The sequence below is a fragment of the Faecalibacterium gallinarum genome (genome assembly GCF_022180365.1).
Classification (GTDB): Bacteria; Bacillota; Clostridia; order Oscillospirales; family Ruminococcaceae; genus Faecalibacterium; species Faecalibacterium gallinarum.
Genome location: NZ_BQKV01000025.1, coordinates 1 through 15,356 on the forward strand (window position 1 = coordinate 1; position 15,356 = coordinate 15,356).

Annotated in this window: 9 protein-coding genes; 6 read left to right on the top strand and 3 right to left on the bottom strand. The window is 60.2% G+C overall.

Features of this window, described 5'->3' with window-relative positions:
- Window positions 1-173 precede the first annotated feature (173 nt).
- Window positions 174-446 (bottom strand): type II toxin-antitoxin system YafQ family toxin, encoded by a 273-nt coding sequence (locus JCM17207_RS03290; protein ID WP_238316237.1) that lies wholly within the window; start codon window positions 444-446, stop codon window positions 174-176.
- The gene (locus JCM17207_RS03295; protein ID WP_238316238.1) at window positions 433-705 is read right to left on the bottom strand and encodes a type II toxin-antitoxin system RelB/DinJ family antitoxin; all 273 of its coding nucleotides are present in this window, start codon (window positions 703-705) and stop codon (window positions 433-435) included. Before JCM17207_RS03295 ends, JCM17207_RS03290 begins: the two co-directional genes overlap by 14 nt.
- Before the next feature lie 531 nt (window positions 706-1,236).
- Here JCM17207_RS03295 and rpoB point away from each other — a divergent pair.
- From rpoB to tuf, 6 genes are all read left to right on the top strand, one after another.
- Entirely contained in the window at window positions 1,237-5,061 is a 3,825-nt protein-coding gene (rpoB, locus tag JCM17207_RS03300) for a DNA-directed RNA polymerase subunit beta (protein WP_238316239.1), read from the top strand.
- A 53-nt stretch (window positions 5,062-5,114) separates the two neighbouring features.
- Window positions 5,115-8,684 (top strand): DNA-directed RNA polymerase subunit beta', encoded by a 3,570-nt coding sequence (gene rpoC, locus JCM17207_RS03305; RefSeq protein ID WP_238316240.1) that lies wholly within the window; start codon window positions 5,115-5,117, stop codon window positions 8,682-8,684.
- 320 nt (window positions 8,685-9,004) lie between these two features.
- Window positions 9,005-9,433 (top strand): 30S ribosomal protein S12, encoded by a 429-nt coding sequence (gene rpsL / locus JCM17207_RS03310; protein ID WP_005940205.1) that lies wholly within the window; start codon window positions 9,005-9,007, stop codon window positions 9,431-9,433.
- Window positions 9,434-9,593: 160 nt separating this feature from the next.
- Window positions 9,594-10,064 (top strand): 30S ribosomal protein S7, encoded by a 471-nt coding sequence (gene rpsG / locus JCM17207_RS03315; RefSeq protein WP_238316241.1) that lies wholly within the window; start codon window positions 9,594-9,596, stop codon window positions 10,062-10,064.
- Window positions 10,065-10,083: 19 nt separating this feature from the next.
- Window positions 10,084-12,210: an elongation factor G gene (gene fusA / locus JCM17207_RS03320; RefSeq protein WP_273494201.1), complete on the top strand. Its 2,127-nt coding sequence runs from the start codon at window positions 10,084-10,086 to the stop codon at window positions 12,208-12,210.
- A 164-nt stretch (window positions 12,211-12,374) separates the two neighbouring features.
- Window positions 12,375-13,580 (top strand): elongation factor Tu, encoded by a 1,206-nt coding sequence (gene tuf / locus JCM17207_RS03325; RefSeq protein ID WP_238316242.1) that lies wholly within the window; start codon window positions 12,375-12,377, stop codon window positions 13,578-13,580.
- A 642-nt stretch (window positions 13,581-14,222) separates the two neighbouring features.
- Here the strand turns inward: tuf and JCM17207_RS03330 are convergent.
- A partial coding sequence (locus JCM17207_RS03330) for a glucose PTS transporter subunit IIA (protein ID WP_238316243.1) occupies window positions 14,223-15,356 on the bottom strand: 1,134 nt, incomplete at its 5' end.

The following is a 15,356-nucleotide window of genomic DNA, read 5'->3' on the forward strand; positions in this document are numbered from 1 at the left end:
TTCTATAACCACGAGCGGCTCCAGACAAAGACTGGCCTGGCTCCGCTCTCGCTTCGCCAGGCCAGTCTTTGATTCGTTTACTTCTACCCCTTGCAGGCCTCTTTTTTGTACTGTCCGCACAATATGGGGCGGTTCACAGAGGGCAGCGTTTTTCTTTTAAAAATGATTTATGATTAAAATAGATCACTGTGGGTTCCGGTACGGGTAAGATATAATAGAAGCTCATTTTCCAGAATTTCGTAAACCAGAAGCCAGTCTGGGGCAATATGGCATTCATGACAGCCACTGTAATCCCCCAAAAGAATGTGGTCGCGGTATGCAGCGGGGAGTTCCTTCCCTTCTGCCAGGAGCGTGATTACATTTTCCAGCTTCCTGAGGTCATAGCCGCGTTTTTTGAGCCGCTTATAATCTTTCTTAAAAGCGGTGTGGTACTTAATCGTCAGCATTCAGGTCCTCCATCAGATCCTGGACGGAAGAAAAGCCCCGACTCAGGCCGATGCCATTTCTGGCCTCCTCAATGGCGCGAAGGGTCTCCGCGTTGGGAAGGGGTTCGCCGATCCGGAAGGGGATGGCTTGCTCCCGCACGGCCTGACGCAAAAAAACGTTAACCGCAGCCGACAGACTCAACCCCAGGCTGTCGAACAAAGCCTGGGCCTGTTCCTTTAATTCGGGATCAATTTTAATGTTGGTGCTTACAGGTGCCATAATCAGCGCCTCCTTTCCCTATTATTATATACCTATTTTGTGCCTGTTGTAAACACATCAGGCAAAAATTCTAGATACTGTAAAAATAACGCTTGCGAGAGAGTGTTTTTAAAGCAGCGGAAAATGAAAACGCCCGGACTTAACTTCCCGCAAGAGGCAAGATTGACAAAATCACCAAAGGCATTTTTGGATGGAACGTGCGAAACCTGAAAATCAAGCCCCAAAACGCACAAAGCGAACACGCCGCCGGGCGTGCGGCACAGGGAAGGGCTTGACAATTTTTTGTGCCAAAAAACGAGAAAATGGCTTGACAGCTGGACTTTTTGGTGCTAATATATATGCTATCACATAATGGCCTAGTGCGCCAAAAACGGGGTAACAACAAACCGGCAGCCACTGCGCAAAACCAAAAGTTTGTGCAAAATGCCGGTTCCTCCCGGCGGGTGTGGGGCGATTTATGTGCGCATATCAGAAATTCGGCTCACATTCTGTTGTATCCGCAGAGTATAAAAGTAAGGAGTGGTTGATTTTATGATGAAAGTCAAGCCCGTAAAGCTCGGCAAAACCGAGCGGCAGAGCTTCTCCCACATCGACGAAGTCATCGGGATGCCCAACCTGATCGAGGTCCAGAAGAATTCCTATCAGTGGTTCCTGGACGAGGGCCTGAAGGATGTCTTCCACGATATTGGCGCCATCGAGGACTACACCGGCAACCTGGCCCTCAGCTTCGTGGACTTCCGGCTGGACAAGGAACCCAAGTACAGCATCAAGGAGTGCAAGGAGCGGGACGTCACCTACGCCGCCCCCCTGCGCGTCACCGCCCGGCTGCTGAACAAGGAGACCGGTGAGGTCAAGGACCAGGAAATCTTTATGGGCGATTTCCCCCTGATGACCGACGCGGGCACCTTCGTCATCAACGGCGCCGAGCGCGCCATCGTCAGCCAGCTGGTCCGTTCCCCCGGCGTGTTCTACGGTGCAACCAAGGATAAGGTGGGCAACGACCTGTTCAGCGCCACCATGAACCCCAACCGCGGCGCCTGGCTGGAGTACGAGACCGACGCCTCCAACGTCTTCTACGTTCGGATCGATAAAAACCGCAAGCTGCCCGTCACCGTGCTCTGCCGCGCTCTGGGCCTGTCTTCCAACGAGGAGATCCTGAGCTTCTTCGGCGAGGACGAGCGGATCCTGGCCACCCTGGAAAAGGATACCACCAAGAACCGCGAGGAGGGCCTGCTGGAGGTCTACCGCAAGCTGCGCCCCGGCGAGCCCCCCACGGTGGAGTCCGCTACCAGCCAGATCAACATGCTCTTCTTCGACCCCCGCCGGTACGATCTGTCCCGGTTCGGCCGTTATAAGATGAACAAGAAGCTGGCTCTGGCCCGCCGCATCACCGGCCAGATCGCCGCCGAGAACGTGGTGGCCCCCCTGACCGGCGAGCTGCTGATCGAGGCAGGGGAGAAGATCACCCGCGCCAAGGCCGAGCAGGCCGACGCCGCCGGCGTCTCCGTGGTCCTGCTGAAGGTGGAGGACAAGACCGTCAAGGTCATCACCAACGGCTGTGTGGACGCCCAGGGCTTCTTCTCCTTCGACGTCAAGGAGTGCGGCATCAACGAGCGCTGCTGCTTCGATGAGATCCGCAAGATCCTGGACACCACCAGCGATGTGGAGGAGCAGAAAGAGCTGCTCCGCCGCAACCACGACCTGCTGATCGGCCGGACCGTCACCGTTGCGGACATCCTGTCTTCTATTAACTACCTGAACGGCCTGGGCCATGGCATCGGCACCACCGATGACATCGACCACCTGGGCAACCGCCGCATCCGCAGCGTGGGCGAGCTGCTGCAGAACCAGTTCCGCATCGGCTTCTCCCGGATGGAGCGTGTCATCCGCGAGCGGATGACCCTCCAGAGCCAGGACCAGAGCGTCATCACTCCCCAGGCCCTGATCAACATCCGGCCTGTGGTTGCCGCCATCAAAGAGTTCTTCGGCTCTTCGCCCCTGTCTCAGTTCATGGACCAGAACAACCCCCTGGCCGAGCTGACCCACAAGCGCCGTCTGTCTGCCCTGGGCCCCGGCGGTCTGAGCCGTGACCGCGCCGGTTTCGAGGTCCGCGACGTTCACTACAGCCACTACGGCCGTATGTGCCCCATCGAGACCCCCGAAGGTCCCAACATCGGTCTGATCTCCTACCTGGCTTCCTACGCCAAGATCAACGAGTACGGCTTTGTCGAGGCTCCCTACCGCAAGGTCAAAAAGACCTACGACGAGAAGGGCCGGATCATCGACCAGGTGGTCACCGATGAGGTGGTCTATATGACCGCCGACGTCGAGGACGAGTACGTCGTCGCCCAGGCCAACGAGCCTCTGGACGAGACCAAGCACTTCAAGCGTCAGCGCGTTTCGGCCCGCCGCCGGGACGACATTCTGGAAATCGACGCCGAGAAGGTCGATTTCATGGACGTTTCTCCCCGGATGATGGTTTCTGTCGCTACTGCGATGATTCCCTTCCTGGAGAACGACGACTGTAACCGTGCCCTGATGGGCTCCAACATGCAGCGCCAGGCCGTGCCTCTGATGGTCACCCAGCAGCCGCTGGTCGCCACCGGCATGGAGTACAAGGCTGCTACTGACTCCGGCACCGCCGTCCTGGCCAAGAGCGACGGCATCGTCGAGCGGGTGGACGCCGACCACGTGCTGGTCCGCACCGCCCAGGGCGCCCAGGAGGATTACCCCCTGGTGAAGTTCGCCCGTTCCAACGCCGGCACCTGCATCAACCAGCGCCCCATCGTGGACGTGGGCGAGAGCGTCAAGGCCGGCCAGGTTCTGGCCGACGGCCCCGCCATGCGGAACGGCGAGATCTCTCTGGGTAAGAACGCCCTGATCGGCTTCATGACCTGGGAGGGCTACAACTACGAGGACGCCGTCCTGCTGAATGAGAAGATCGTCCGCGAGGACGTTTACACCTCCATCCACATCGAGGAGTACGAGACCGAGTCCCGCGACACCAAGCTGGGACCCGAGGAGATCACCCGCGACATCCCCAACGTGTCCGAGGACGCGCTGAAGGATCTGGACGAGCGGGGCATCATCCGGGTGGGCGCCGAGGTCAAGAGCGGCGACATCCTGGTCGGTAAGGTCACCCCCAAGGGCGAGACCGAGCTGACCGCCGAGGAGCGGCTGCTCCGCGCCATCTTCGGCGAGAAGGCCCGGGAGGTCCGCGACACCTCTCTCCGCGTGCCCCACGGCGAGTACGGCATCATCGTGGATGTCAAGGTCTTTACCCCCGAGAACAGCGACGAGCTCCAGCCCGGCGTGCGCCAGGTGGTCCGCTGCTATATCGCCCAGAAGCGCAAGATCAGCGTCGGCGATAAGATGGCCGGCCGCCACGGCAACAAGGGTGTCGTCTCCCGGATTCTGCCCCAGGAGGATATGCCCTACCTGCCCGACGGCACCCCGCTGGATATCGTGCTGAACCCCCTGGGCGTTCCTTCCCGTATGAACATCGGGCAGGTGCTGGAGGTCAACCTGGGCTATGCAGCCAAGGCCTGCGGCATCAAGGTCATGACCCCCGTCTTCGACTCCGCCCGTGAGAACGATATCAGCGACGCATTCGACACCGCCCGCGAGATGTGGCACGGCGAGAATGCCCCCGAGTATCCCAGCAAGCTGCCCCGCATCATGGGCGAGGCCGGCCATGTGATCGACTTCTCCAAGATCGAGCTGGACCGCGACGGCAAGACCACCGTCTACGACGGCCGCACCGGCGAGAAGTTCGACAACCGGGTTACCGTCGGCTATATGTACTACCTCAAGCTGCATCACCTGGTGGACGATAAGATCCACGCCCGTTCCACCGGCCCCTACTCTCTGGTTACCCAGCAGCCCCTGGGCGGCAAGGCCCAGTTCGGCGGCCAGCGTTTCGGCGAGATGGAGGTCTGGGCTCTGGAGGCTTACGGCGCAGCTTACACCCTGCAGGAGATCCTGACCGTCAAGTCGGACGACGTGGAGGGCCGTGTCAAGACCTACGAGGCCATCGTCAAGGGCGAGCCCGTGCCTCAGCCGGGCATCCCCGAGTCCTTCCGCGTCATGCTCAAGGAGCTGCAGTCTCTGGGCCTGGATGTGGTGGTCCAGGACGCCGAGGGCAACGAGATCGATATGCGCCAGAACTTCGATGACGAAGAGACCGGCTTTGATATGCGCGACATGGCCGGCGCCGAGTCGGTGGCCAAAGAGAGCGAGCTGCTCAGCGATTATACCATTAAGGACGCCGACGCAGGGTTCGATGATCCCTCCATCCTGGAGGACAGCGCCGCCGGCGAGATGGCGGAATCTTCCGACGAAGTGGACTTTGAATAATCCGCAGCCGTCTGCATCATCGAAACAATAGAGATTAGGAAAGGGTTCGTTTCATGGAAAACACTGTTTTCGATTCGATCAAAATTGGCCTTGCCTCTCCCGATCAGATCCGCAAGTGGAGCTACGGCGAGGTGAAGAAGCCCGAGACCATCAACTACCGCACCCTGAAGCCCGAGCGCGACGGCCTGTACTGCGAGCGTATCTTTGGACCCACCAAGGACTGGGAGTGCCACTGCGGCAAGTACAAGCGGATTCGTTATAAAGGCAAGATCTGCGACCGCTGCGGCGTCGAGGTCACCAAAGCCAAGGTCCGCCGCGAGCGGATGGGCCACATCGAGCTGGCCGCCCCCGTCAGCCACATCTGGTACTTCAAGGGCATCCCCAGCCGGATCGGCCTGATGCTGGACATCAGCCCCCGTCTGCTGGAGAAGGTTCTGTACTTCGCCAGCTATATCGTCACCGACCCCGGCCTGACCCCGCTGGAGAAAAAGCAGCTCCTGACCGAGAAGGAATACCGGGAGATGCAGGACCGCTACGGCGACGAGTTCGAGGCATCCATGGGCGCCGAGGCCATCCAGACCCTGCTGGAAGAGATCGATCTCGACCAGCTGAGCGCCGAGCTGACCGCCGAGGTGGAGAAGTCCACCGGCCAGAAGCGGGTTCGCATCCTCAAGCGTCTGGAGGTCGTGGAGGCCTTCCGGATCTCGGGCAACCGCCCCGAGTGGATGATTATGAACGTCCTGCCCGTCCTGCCCCCCGATCTGCGCCCCATGGTGCAGCTGGACGGCGGCCGTTTCGCCACCTCTGACCTGAACGATCTGTACCGCCGGGTCATCAACCGGAACAACCGTCTGCGCCGCCTGCTGGAGCTGGGCGCTCCCGACATCATCGTCCGCAACGAGAAGCGGATGCTGCAGGAGGCTGTGGACAGTCTGATCGACAACGGCCGCCGCGGCCGTCCCGTCACCGGCCCCAACAACCGCGCCCTCAAGAGCCTGTCCGATATGCTGAAGGGCAAGCAGGGCCGCTTCCGTCAGAACCTGCTGGGCAAGCGTGTTGACTACTCCGGCCGTTCCGTTATCGTCGTCGGCCCCGAGCTGCGGATGGACCAGTGCGGTCTGCCCAAGGAGATGGCTCTGGAGCTGTTCAAGCCCTTTGTCATGAAGGACCTGGTGGAGAAGGGCGTCGCCAACAACATCAAGTCCGCCCGCAAGATGGTGGAGCGGAGCAAGCCCGAGGTCTGGGACAGCCTGGAGACGGTCATCCAGGGCCACCCCGTTCTGCTGAACCGTGCGCCTACCCTGCACCGTCTGGGCATCCAGGCCTTTAACCCGGTGCTGGTGGAGGGCCGCGCCATCAAGCTGCACCCCCTGTCCTGTACCGCATTCAACGCCGACTTCGACGGCGACCAGATGGCCGTCCATCTGCCCCTGGGCGAGGACGCCTGCCGCGAGGCCAAGATGCTGATGCTGGCTTCCGGCAACCTGCTGAAACCCTCCGACGGCGCGCCTGTGGCTGTGCCTACCCAGGATATGATTCTGGGCAGCTACTACCTGACCACCGTCCGGGAGAACGACGAGGGCGCCGGCAAGGTCTTCCGGGATGAGTCCGAGGCCCTGATGGCCTACGCCGAGCACGTGGTCACCCTCCACACTCCCGTCCGGGTCCGCCGCACCATGACCCTGGACGGCGTGGAGCGGACCGGCATCGTGGATACCACCGTGGGCCGCATCATCTTCAACACCCCCGTGCCCCAGAACCTGGGCTACGTGGACCGCACCGATCCCGCCCACTGGCTGGATTACGAGGTCAGCTTCCGGGTGACCAAGAAGACCCTGCCCGACATCATCTCCCGCTGCATGACCCGCAACGGCACCCGCGCCTGCGCCAAGATGCTGGACGCCATCAAGAGCCAGGGTTATAAGTACTCCACTCTGTCCGCCATCTCGGTGGCCGTCTGCGACGCGGTGATCCCGCCCCAGAAGGCCGAGCTGATCGCCGAAGCAGACAAGCAGGTCGCCCAGATCGGCAAGCTGTTCAACCGCGGTCTGATCTCCGAGGAGGAGCGGTACAAGAAGACCATCGACATCTGGCAGGCCACCACCGACAAGGTCTCCAAGGCCCTGGCCGACAACCTGCCCAAGGACAACGAGATCTATATGATGGCCGACTCGGGCGCCCGTGGTTCCATGAACCAGATCAAGCAGCTGGCCGGCATGCGCGGCCTGCTGGCCAACACCGCCGGTCAGACCATCGAGATGCCCATTCGTGCCAACTACCGCGAAGGTCTGAACATCCTGGAATACTTCGTTTCCGCCCGTGGCGCCCGTAAGGGTCTGGCCGATACCGCTCTGCGTACCGCCGACTCCGGTTACCTGACCCGCCGCATGGTCGACGTCTCTCAGGACGTCATCATCCGCGAGCTGGACTGCCACACCACCGACGGCCTGGTGGTCTCCGAGATCCACGAGGGCAAGGAGAAGATCGAGAGCTTCCGCGAGCGTCTGATCGGCCGCTACGCCGTGGGCGATGTGGTCCACCCCGTCACCGGCAAGGTCATCGTGCCCGAGGGCAAGATGATGGATCTGTACGATGCCGAGGAGATCGAGGCCGCCGGCATCACCAGCCTGAAGATCCGCAGCCTGCTGACCTGCCGCGCCAAGACCGGCGTCTGCGCTTACTGCTACGGCTCCAACATGGCCACCGGCGAGCCGGTCCAGCTGGGCGAGTCGGTCGGTATCATCGCCGCCGAGTCCATCGGCGAGCCGGGCACCCAGCTGACCATGCGTACCTTCCATACCGGCGGTATCGCATCGGCCGAGGATATTACCCAGGGTCTGCCCCGCGTTGAGGAGCTGTTCGAGAGCCGCCGGCCCAAGAGCATGGCCATCATGAGCGAGATCTCCGGTGTGGTCTCTCAGGACGACACCAAGAAGAACGTGGTCATCAAGGTCACCGGCAAGGACGACAACGGCGCCGAAGTGGTCAAGAGCTACTCCATCCCCTTCACCCAGCACTCCCGTGTGCTGCCCGGCGACCGGGTGGAGAAGGGCGACATCATCACCCGCGAGGGCGTGCTCTATCCCCAGGATATCCTGGCGGTCAAGGGCCTGGATGCCGTCCAGAACTACCTGATCAGCGAGGTCCAGAAGGTCTACCGCCTCCAGGGCGTTGAGATCAACGACAAGCACATCGAGGTCATCGTCCGTCAGATGTGCCGCAAGGTCCGGGTCACCGACTCCGGTTCCTCCTCTCTGATCGGCGGCGCGCTGGCCAACCGTCTGGAGGTCGAGAACATCAACGCCGAGCTCCAGGCCCGGATCGACGCCGGCGAAGAGGGCATCAAGCTGGTGGAGTACCAGCAGGTGCTGCTGGGCATTACCAAGGCTGCCCTGGCCACCGAGTCCTTCCTGTCGGCTGCTTCCTTCCAGGAGACCACCCGTGTCCTGACCGAGGCCGCCATCAAGGGCAAGGCAGACTCCCTGTCCGGCCTGAAGGAGAACGTCATCATCGGCAAGCTGATCCCCGCAGGCACCGGTCTGCCGGAGGTCCGCGCCGACCTGATCCGCCGCGAGGCCGAGCTGAACGAGCAGATCGCCGCCGAGCAGGCTGCCGCTCAGTAACCTATATCAAATAACTGCCCCGCCCGCCCGGGCGTGAGGCACCGGCCCGCCGGAGGGGGGTGAACCCTTCCGGCGGGCCTTTTTGCGCCCGGAAAGGGGAGGGGAGGGGGCCAAAACCCCCGTTTTGTCCGGTTGAAAAGGCCGGGAGAAAAGAAAAAATGAGATTTGGAGAATAAACCAAATTTTTTCTGGAAAAACTGTTGACATTACACGCGAAACCGTGTAAAATACAACTGTTGCGCGTCACTCTAAGGGTGAGGTGCGGCAAAAAATGCCCGGGCGCCTGCCCGGCGCACGAAAATTACGAAAGGAGAAACAAAATGCCTACTTTTAACCAGCTTGTACGCAAAGGCCGTCAGGTCCTGGCTACCAAGAGCACTGCCCCCGCACTGCTGAAGAGCTACAACTCTCAGAAGAAGCAGTATTCTGATCTCAACAGCCCCCAGAAGCGCGGTGTCTGCACTGCCGTCCGTACCATGACCCCGAAGAAGCCTAACTCTGCTCTGCGTAAGGTCGCCCGTGTCCGCCTCACGAATGGTATTGAGGTCACCTCTTACATTCCCGGCATCGGCCACAACCTGCAGGAGCACTCTGTCGTGCTGATCCGCGGCGGTCGTGTTAAGGACCTCCCTGGTGTGCGTTACCACATCATCCGCGGCACTCTGGATACCCAGGGTGTGGCCGGCCGTAACCAGGCCCGCTCCAAGTACGGCGCGAAGCGTCCTAAGGCCGGTGCAGCGAAGAAGTAATTAAAAGCCGATCCGATTCATAAACGGCTTTCCATATATAAATAACAAGTCTGCTTCGGCGGATGGTCAACAGTTTATGTAGGGTAGCTCTTTGTGACACAACGGGAGTTTATTTACTTTCGAGTACCGATGATATCATTCTGTGAAGGAGGGAAGAAAGATGCCTAGAAGAGGTAATATTGCTAAGCGCGATGTCTTGGCAGATCCTATTTACAATTCCAAGATGGTCACCCGTCTTGTCAACAACATCATGCTGGATGGTAAGAAGGGCGTCGCTCAGAAGATCGTTTACGATGCTTTCACCATGATCCAGGAGAAAACCGGCAACGATCCTCTGGAGACCTTTGAGAAGGCCATGGAGAACATCATGCCCAGCCTCGAGTGCAAGACCCGCCGTGTGGGTGGCGCCAACTACCAGGTTCCCCTGGAGGTCAGCCCCGCTCGCCGCGAGACCCTGGGCCTGCGCTGGCTGACCGCTTACAGCCGTACTCGTGGTGAGAAGACCATGAGCCAGCGCCTGGCTGCTGAGATCATGGACGCTGCCAACAACACCGGCAACGCCGTGAAGAAGCGCGAGGATACCCATAAGATGGCCGAGGCCAACAAGGCTTTCGCTCATTTCCGTTATTGATCTGTAGGAGGTTAATTTCATGGCTACTCCCAGAGAAGTTTCTCTTCAGATGACCAGAAATATCGGCATCATGGCGCACATCGATGCCGGCAAGACCACCACCACCGAGCGCATTCTGTACTACACCGGCATCACCCATAAGATCGGCGAGGTGCACGAAGGCGCCGCTACCATGGACTGGATGGTGCAGGAGCAGGAGCGTGGTATCACCATCACCTCCGCTGCAACCACCTGCTACTGGAGCCACACCGAGCTGAAGAACGATCCCGTCGCCTACAAGAAGGGCCGTCATCGTATCAACATCATCGACACCCCGGGCCACGTCGACTTCACCGTCGAGGTCCAGCGCTCTCTGCGCGTTCTGGACGGTTCTGTCACCGTTCTGGCCGCGAAGGGCGGCGTTGAGCCCCAGTCCGAGACTGTCTGGCGCCAGGCGGACGAGTACAAGGTCCCCCGTATGGTTTACGTCAACAAGATGGATACCATGGGCGCCGACTTCTTCCGCTGCATCCAGATGCTGCACGACCGTCTGCACGCCAACGGCGTGGCGATCCAGCTGCCCATCGGCAAGGAAGACACCTTTAAGGGCATCGTCGACCTGGTCGATATGAAGGCTGAGGTCTACTACGACGATATGGGCAACGACATGCGCCTCGAGGAGATCCCCGAGGACATGAAGGAGCAGGCCGAGGAGTACCACAACATCCTCATCGAGGCTGTCGCCGAGAACGATGAGGAGCTGATGGAGAAGTACCTCGAGGGCGAGGAGATCACCCGCGAGGAGCTGAAGGCCGCCATCCGCAAGGAGACCATCGCCAACACCCTGGTGCCCGTGGTCTGCGGCTCTTCCTACAAGAACAAGGGCGTTCAGAAGCTGCTGGACGCCATCGTGGACTACATGCCCGCCCCCACCGATGTCGAGGACATCAAGGGCATCAATCCTGAGACCGAGGAGCCCGAGACTCGTCCCTCTTCCGACGACGCTCCCTTCGCTGCTCTGGCCTTCAAGATTGCGACCGACCCCTTCGTCGGCAAGCTGGCATACTTCCGCGTTTACTCCGGTAAGGTCGAGGCTGGCACCACCGTTTACAACTCGGTGAAGGACAGCCGCGAGCGTATGGGCCGCATCCTCCAGATGCACTCCAACCACCGCAAGGACATCGACTGCTGCTACGCAGGCGATATCGCCGCCGTCGTGGGCCTGAAGAACACCACCACCGGCGACACCCTGTGCGATGAGAACCACCCCATCATCCTCGAGTCCATGAAGTTCCCCGAGCCCGTTATCCGCGTTGCCATCGAGCCCAAGACCAAGGCCGGCAACGAGAAGATGGGCATCGCGCTGGCGAAGCTGGCCGAGGAGGACCCGACCTTCAAGACCTACACCGATGAGGAGACTGGTCAGACCATCATCGCCGGCATGGGCGAGCTCCACCTGGAGATCATCGTCGACCGTCTGCTGCGCGAGTTCAAGGTCGAGGCCAACGTCGGCGCACCCCAGGTTGCTTACCGCGAGACCATTCGCAAAGAGGCCAACCAGGAGACCAAGTACGCCCGTCAGTCCGGTGGTAAGGGCCAGTACGGTCACGTCAAGATCAAGATCGAGCCCAACGAGCCCGGCAAGGGTTACGAGTTCGTCAACGCCATCGTTGGCGGCGCGATCCCCAAGGAGTATATCCCTGCAGTTGACAACGGTATCCAGGGCGCAATGAAGGCCGGTGTTCTGGCCGGCTACCCCGTCGTGGATGTCAAGGTCACCCTGTGGGACGGCTCTTATCACGAGGTTGACTCCTCTGAAATGGCCTTCTCCATCGCCGGTTCCATGGCCTTCAAGGAGGCTATGCGCAAGGCTGATCCCATCATCACCGAGCCCATCATGAAGGTGGCTGTTATCGTTCCCGATGAGTATCTGGGCGACGTTATCGGCGACCTGAACGCCCGCCGCGGCCAGATCCAGGGTATGGAGGCTATGGCAGGCACCCAGCGCGTCAACGCTCTGGTTCCTCTGGCTCAGATGTTTGGTTATGCTACCGACCTGCGTTCCAAGACTCAGGGCCGCGGCCAGTATGTCATGGAGCCGTCTCACTACGAGCCGGTGCCCAAGAACATCGCCGATACCATCATCGCGGGCCGCAGCAAGGATTGATCCATGAAAAGAGAGATTTGAATGGGATTTGCTCCCTTAGGCAAAATTTCAGGAAAAATCTCTTGATTTTATGGGAATAATCTAGTAGAATAGCCTTGCAATGCATTTATGCAGGCGCGAGGCTGTTGTAACCAAAATTACCGATTTTAAGGGAGGAAATTCCAATGGCTGAAAAGGCAAAATTTGACCGTTCTAAGCCGCATGTTAACATCGGCACCATCGGTCACGTTGACCACGGCAAGACCACTCTGACCGCTGCTATCACCAAGGTTCTGGCTCTGCAGGGCGGCGCAGACTTCATGGACTACGCCAACATCGACAAGGCTCCCGAGGAGCGCGCTCGTGGTATCACGATCAACTCCGCTCACGTTGAGTACCAGACTGCTAACCGTCACTACGCTCACGTTGACTGCCCGGGCCACGCCGACTACGTTAAGAACATGATCACTGGTGCTGCTCAGATGGACGGCGCTATCCTGGTCGTTGCTTCTACCGATGGTCCCATGCCCCAGACCCGTGAGCACATCCTGCTGGCCCGTCAGGTCGGCGTGCCCTATATCGTCGTGTTCATGAACAAGGTCGATATGGTCGACGACGAGGAGCTGCTGGATCTGGTCGAGATGGAGATCCGTGAGCTGCTGAGCAGCTACGACTTCCCTGGCGACGACACCCCGATCATTCGTGGTTCCGCTCTGAAGGCTCTGGAGTCCACTTCTACCGACCCCAACGCTCCCGAGTACGCTTGCATCAACGAGCTGATGGCCGCTGTCGACGAGTACATCCCCACTCCCGACCGTCTGGCCGACAAGGACTTCCTGATGCCCGTTGAGGACGTCATGACCATTTCTGGCCGTGGCACCGTTGCTACCGGTCGTGTTGAGCGTGGTACCGCCAAGGTTGGCGATCCTATGGAGATCGTTGGCATCAAGCCCGAGCGTCTGAACACCACCATCACCGGCCTGGAGATGTTCCGCAAGTCTCTGGACTTTGCTCAGGCTGGCGACAACATCGGCGCTCTGCTGCGTGGTGTTGACCGCACCCAGATCGAGCGTGGCCAGGTTCTGGCTAAGCCCGGTTCCGTGCACCCCCACACCGTCTTTGAGGCTCAGGTTTACGTCCTGACCAAGGACGAGGGCGGCCGTCACACCCCCTTCTTCTCCAACTATCGTCCTCAGTTCTACTTCCGTACCACCGACGTGACCGGCATCATCACCCTGCCCGAGGGCACCGAGATGTGCATGCCCGGTGATAACGTCACCATGCACGTCGAGCTGCTGACCGCTGTCGCTATGGAAGAGGGCCTGCGTTTCGCTATCCGTGAGGGTGGCCGTACCGTTGGTTCCGGCGTTGTTGGCAAGATCATTGAGTGATTTTGACCCGCGAACGCTGAGTTCTAAGGCAAGCTAAAAGCTCATTTAAGCCCCTTCTGCCCCTGTGGCAGGAGGGGCTTTTTGCTGTTCTGGGCAGCGGGTGTGAGGGGTCTTTTCGCGGGGGGGAATTCGGCTTTGGCTTTGTGCTTTTTGGCGGGCTCTTCTCTGCGGCGGCTGGGGGGCTGTATGGCCGCTTGGGCTGCCGGGAAAAGGAAAGAATACTCTTTGCCATGCCCGCCCTCAGAGGGGCTCTTGGGGGCCTGGAAGGAAGAGGGCCTGAAAAGCCCCCTGATTCAGCCTTCCAGGACGGACGGGAAGGAAACCGCCTCCCCGGATTACCACATTTTATGAGGGGATAGGGGAGCGGATGCAGGGTTGAAAGAGAGACTTTCCCGGACGGGCTATAGCTCCGCGGCCGCCGCCCGCTGGGGGAGCCGCTAGCCCAGGATCTGACCCATGGGGAATAGGAGGGAAAGCGATCTCCCATTGAGAAGCGTACTTTGCCGGAAAAGCCGCTGGGGCCCCGGAGAGCGGGGGAAATGAGCCGTAAAACCGGGCATAAAAAGAGGGCTGCCGCAGATGTTCAGCGCATCTGCGGCAGCCCATTTTTGCTGTTTTGGATTTACCCGATGGGGCAGGGGATTACTTTACCAGAACCACATCCTGGCCCTGGGTGACCTTGCCGGTAGCCACCGGCTCGACGCTGGTGAAGTCGTCGGTGTTGGTGATGATCACGGGGGTGGTCAGCTTGTAGCCCGCGTCCGAGATGAAAGCCATATCGAACTTCAGCAGCAGCTGGCCCTTCTTGACCTTGTCGCCCACCTTGACCATGGGCTCGTAGCCCTTGCCCTTCAGCTCGACGGTGTCCATGCCCACGTGGATCAGGACTTCCAGGCCGTTGTCGCCGGTCATGCCGATGGCGTGCTTGGTCTCGGCGACCTGCTCGATGGTGCCGTCAAAGGGGGCAACCACTTCGCCCTTGCTGGGCTCGATGGCGCAGCCCTTGCCCAGAGCCTCGCTGGAGAAGACGGGGTCCTCGATCTCGGTCAGAACCCGCATCTCGCCCTCCAGGGGAGCGCCCACGATCTTGTCGCCGGCGGGGGCGGCAGCCTTGGGGGCCTCGGGAGCGGGAGCGGGGGCAGCCTTCTTCTTGCCGGCGGGCTCGTCGCTGTAAGTGAAGAAGACCATGATGAAAGCCAGAACCACAGCGATCAGAGACCAGACAATGCCCCAAATCATGCCGCTGATGTCGTTGGTGGCGGTGTTGACGTAGGCGGTGTAACCAAAAACACCCAGGCCGGCCATGGTATAGCCGGTGACGCCGGTGGCCATCAGGCCGGCGCCGGTGATGGCACCCACGATGCAGGTGATGATGAAGGGTTTCTTCTTGGGGAGGGTGATGCCGTAGATGGCGGGCTCAGTGACGCCGGCGATGCCGGAGATCAGAGCGGGAGCGCAGAGGCTGCGGGTCTTGGCGTTCTTGGTCTTGATCCAGATGGCCAGGATCGCGCCGCACTGTGCGAAGGTGCAGCCGAAGGTACCGGTCAGGATGGTGCTGTAACCCTTGGTCATCATATCATTGAGAGCCAGGGGGATCATGGCCCAGTGGAGGCCGAACATAACCAGCACCTGCCAGAAGGCGCCGGCCACCATACCCATCACGATGCCGCTGGTCTCGGACAGGAAGGTGAAGAAGCTGCCCAACAGGTCAGAGGCCAGAGAAGTAACAGGGCCGATGACCCAGAGGGTCAGACAGAAGGTGACGGTGCAGGTGAT

Excerpts from the sequence above, each read along its gene's own strand:
- JCM17207_RS03290 (WP_238316237.1), bottom strand. The coding sequence starts at position 446 with ATGCTGACGATTAAGTACCACACCGCTTTTAAGAAAGATTATAAGCGG.
- JCM17207_RS03295 (WP_238316238.1), bottom strand. The coding sequence starts at position 705 with ATGGCACCTGTAAGCACCAACATTAAAATTGATCCCGAATTAAAGGAA.
- rpoB (WP_238316239.1), top strand. The coding sequence starts at position 1,237 with ATGATGAAAGTCAAGCCCGTAAAGCTCGGCAAAACCGAGCGGCAGAGC.
- rpoC (WP_238316240.1), top strand. The coding sequence starts at position 5,115 with ATGGAAAACACTGTTTTCGATTCGATCAAAATTGGCCTTGCCTCTCCC.
- rpsL (WP_005940205.1), top strand. The coding sequence starts at position 9,005 with ATGCCTACTTTTAACCAGCTTGTACGCAAAGGCCGTCAGGTCCTGGCT.
- rpsG (WP_238316241.1), top strand. The coding sequence starts at position 9,594 with ATGCCTAGAAGAGGTAATATTGCTAAGCGCGATGTCTTGGCAGATCCT.
- fusA (WP_273494201.1), top strand. The coding sequence starts at position 10,084 with ATGGCTACTCCCAGAGAAGTTTCTCTTCAGATGACCAGAAATATCGGC.
- tuf (WP_238316242.1), top strand. The coding sequence starts at position 12,375 with ATGGCTGAAAAGGCAAAATTTGACCGTTCTAAGCCGCATGTTAACATC.